We start from the raw sequence: 3,951 nt of genomic DNA, 5'->3' as shown, positions 1-3,951 counted from the left end.
AGAGTACTGCGGGGTCAGCCCGTGGGAGGCCAGGGCGCCGCTGACCGGTGGACGGCACCGAGCCGTACGCTTGAACTTTGAAGGGGGGAGGCCTCGCGGCCTCCCCCTTTTTTTGCGTTTACGGGCTTTTGTCTCACATAGTAGCTGTGTTTTATAACCCTCGTTTGTCGCATCTTCTGCGAACGGGCTACAATAACTTAGTCTGTGCGATATGGAGGTGAACATGGCTGAAGCTGGTATCGGCGTTGATATCGTCGAGATTTCCCGCATGAAATCAATTCTTGAAAAGACGCCGTCGTTTGCTCGGCGTGTGTTTACCGAAGAAGAGCGTGCGTATTGCGATGCATCATCGCGTCCCGCTGCTCACTATGCGAGCCGCTTTGCTTCGCGCGAGGCGGTACTTAAAGCTCTCGGCACGGGTTTTAGTCAAGGCGTGGGTCGCAAGGATGTTTCGGTTACGCGTGATAAACTCGGCAAACCGAAGGCGCTGCTTTCGGGCCGTGCTCTCGAGATCGCTCAAGAACTGGGTGTTGTTGAAGTCGCTCTTTCCATTACGCTTACAGGAGATTTGGCCGTTGCGAATGCCATCGCGATTACCGAAGATGCTCGGCCTAAGCCAAAAGAGGAAAAGGTGAGCACCAAGAAACGCGTAGCGCAGACATTTAAAGAGGCTCGCTCTGTTTTAGATGAGCTTGAGCAGCTGCAGAATTCAGCATTGACGGAGCACCTGGGCGATGCTTCGCAAGATACGCTAGGAGCATAGATGAAACCGGTTTTGAGTACCGAAGAAGTCGTTCGTCTCGAGGATATCATCGAACGCGAAGGGACTTCGAAGGCCGAGCTTATGGAGCTAGCGGGTGAGTTTGCCGCCAACGAGGTCTTGAAGCTCAATCCCGATCGGGTTCTCGTTCTGGTCGGTTTTGGTAATAATGGCGGCGACGGTTGGGTTGCCGCCGATATCCTGAGCCATAAGGGTGTGGACGTGGATATCGTTTCTCCGGTTGAGCCGGATGAGATTCCTGCTGCTCTGGCACGTCATGTTGCTCGTCGTACTGCCGGCCGCGATGTGCGCGTTTGCGTCGGCCCCTCGCGTGACGAACTCGAGGTTTTGATCGATAAGGCCGATGTTGTTGTCGATGCCATTTTTGGTACCGGTTTCCACGGAAATCTGCGTGCGCCGTTCTCCATCTGGATTCCTACGGTCAATGAATGCGCCGATTGTGTCGTATCCATTGATGTTCCCTCGGGCCTGAATGCCGAGACGGGCGTTGTTGATGACGACTGCATTCGTGCCGAGCATACGGTGACGATGATTGCGCCCAAGATTGGTCTGTATAGCGCTGATGGTCCTGAGTATGCTGGCGATTTGATCTGCGGCAATCTTTACGACCGTCTTGACGAGGTCATCGATGATGTCGACCACGCCGCCGAGATTGTCGAGCCCGGTGACTTAGTTGATTACTTTGCCCCACTACCTACGAATATCGATAAGTATTCCCGTGGCTCTGTGCTTATTGTCGCCGGATCTGCGCAATATCCTGGTGCTGCCATTATGGCGGCCAAGTCTGCAGCTCGCGCGGGTGCTGGTTACGTGGCAGTCGCGGCTCCTGACGCCTGCGCCAATCTTATTCGCATGGCACTTCCTTCGATTCCCGTCTTTGCTATTCCGTCTGATTCCCGCGGCTCCTTTGGCGCCGCTGCGCGCATGACGGTGTGCGAGATTGCAAAGAAGTACAGCTGTGTACTGTGCGGTCCCGGTATGACGACATCTGCCGGCGCTATGCAGGTGGTTTCGGGCTTGCTCGAGCTTGATGTGCCGCTTATCTTGGACGCCGATGCACTCAACTGCCTTGCTAAGATTGCCATTGACGGTATTGATAGTAATCCCGAGATGTATCGTCGCGAGCAGCCGTTGGTTATGACGCCGCACTATCGTGAACTTTCGCGTCTGGTTGCCGGTGACGAGGTGAACGACCTTGGTACTGCGATTGCAGCCGCGCAGAAGGTTGTCTGGGCTGCAGGCTCTGACAATCTGGTGGTCATTGCCAAGGGGCCGACGACGGCTATCTGTGGCGTTGAGCGTGTGCTGCTGCCGCTCTCGGGTCCGGCTTCTCTGGCAACTGCCGGTTCGGGTGATGTTCTCGCGGGTATTTTGGCCGGCACGCTTGCCACCATGCGCGACGAGATGGATCGTTGGGAGTTGCTGTATTCGTACGCCGTCGCACTTCACAGCTACGCCGGTTTTGCCGCGGCGACGGAGTATGGTGAGAAGAGCGTTATCGCGACCGATCTTATTGACTTGATCGGTCCTGCCATGGAACTGGCGGCAAAGGATGCGCTCGAAGATCTGGGAATCATGGACGAAGGGTCGGATGACTAATCATGAATAAAGCCGATTTGACGCGCTGGTCCTGGGTTGAGATCGACCGCGGGGCGCTCCGTCGCAACACGAGGGCCTATAAGAACTTGTTGAATCCACGTCAGCGCCTGTGCTGCGTGGTCAAGGCTGATGCTTATGGCCATGGAGCTGTTGAGTGCGCCAAGATCATGTATTCGGCCGGTGCCGATATGTTTGCCGTGGCGACGGTTAACGAGGGCGTTGAGCTCCGACAGGGCGGGATTACGAAACCCATTCTCATCCTAAGCGAGCCGCCTATCGAGGCCATTCCGACGTTGCTCGAGTTTGATATCATGCCCTCGGTCTATACGTCTGACTTTGCTCTTGCGTATGGCGAATGTGCCGTCGCGGCGGGCAAGGTGGGCAAGTATCATCTCGCCATCGAGACGGGCATGAACCGCATCGGCGTACATTACACGCAGGTGCTCGACTTTGTCCGCGGTATTAATTTCCATCGCGGTATTCAGTGCGACGGCGTATTTACGCACTTCGCCACGGCCGATGAACCTTCGGGCTGGGACTACAAGCTGCAGTGTCAGCGCTTTACCGAGGCCGTTCAGGCCATTAAGGATGCGGGTTTTGAGTGCGGTATCGTGCACTGCGCCAACACGCCGTCTTCGATGCTCGACCCCTCGATGCATTTTGATATGATTCGCGCCGGCGTTGGCTTGTATGGCATGCAGCCGTGCGAGCTGAGTGGCCGCGTGATGCGGCTTGATCCCGTTATGAGCGTCCATGCGCGCGTGACGCGCGTGGCGCACCCTGCGATGGGTGAGGGCGTGGGCTACGGTTTTACCTACCGCGTACCGCGTACACGCGTTCAGATCTGCACGCTGCCGATCGGTTATGCCGACGGCCTATCGCGTACGCTTTCCAATCGTATGGATGTGCTGTATCGCGGCGAGCGTGTGCATCAGGTTGGCAATATCTGCATGGACCAGTTTATGGTCGCCATTCAGTCCAACCCGGCACACGAGATTCCCGAGGCCGAACATGGTGATGAGATGATTATTGTCGGCCGCGATGGCGATGCCGAGATCACTATGGACGAGATGGCCCGACTGCGCGGAACGATTAACTACGAGGTCGCCTGCGGCTTTGGCATGCGTCTCGACAAGGTCTACGTGTAGGAGCCGCTATGGGCGTCATGCACATCCCCGGCCATACCCATCAGGCACCACGTGAGGTCGCACTCGAGGAAATTGAGGCCGTTCTGGGCGATTGTCACCTCTGCCAGCTCTACCAGTCGCGTCACAATATCGTGTTTGGCGTGGGAAACCCCCGCGCTCGCGTGATGTTTATTGGCGAGGCGCCGGGCCGCAATGAGGATTTGCAGGGCGAGCCCTTTGTGGGGGCGGCAGGCGAGGACCTCAACGGCATTTTGTCGCTGGCGGGGCTCAAACGCGAAGACGTCTACATTGCCAACGTGCTTAAGTGCCGCCCGCCGGGAAACCGCAATCCGCGTCCCGAGGAAGTGCTGGCTTGCTCGCCGTTTTTGCGTGAGCAGATTCGAAGCATCTGGCCTGATATTATCGTGACGCTCGGCAACCCCG

The 3,951-nt window shown here is 56.9% G+C and carries 4 protein-coding genes; all 4 read left to right on the top strand.

The features are described from left to right. Window positions 1–223: 223 nt before the first annotated feature. The gene (gene acpS, locus AB5758_RS09580; protein WP_006235843.1) at window positions 224–763 is read left to right on the top strand and encodes a holo-ACP synthase; all 540 of its coding nucleotides are present in this window, start codon (window positions 224–226) and stop codon (window positions 761–763) included. Next, window positions 764–2,380, top strand: coding sequence for an NAD(P)H-hydrate dehydratase (locus tag AB5758_RS09575; protein ID WP_368152531.1), 1,617 nt, complete (start codon window positions 764–766; stop codon window positions 2,378–2,380). A gap of 2 nt (window positions 2,381–2,382) precedes the next feature. Then, window positions 2,383–3,528, top strand: coding sequence for an alanine racemase (gene alr / locus AB5758_RS09570; RefSeq protein ID WP_368141771.1), 1,146 nt, complete (start codon window positions 2,383–2,385; stop codon window positions 3,526–3,528). 8 nt (window positions 3,529–3,536) lie between these two features. Further along, window positions 3,537–3,951 (top strand): uracil-DNA glycosylase family protein (locus tag AB5758_RS09565; protein ID WP_368155535.1); only part of this gene is annotated, 415 nt, incomplete at its 3' end.

This window comes from Collinsella aerofaciens (assembly GCF_040926405.1).
Taxonomy (GTDB): Bacteria; Actinomycetota; Coriobacteriia; order Coriobacteriales; family Coriobacteriaceae; genus Collinsella.
This window is presented reverse-complemented; position numbering and strand designations above follow the sequence as displayed.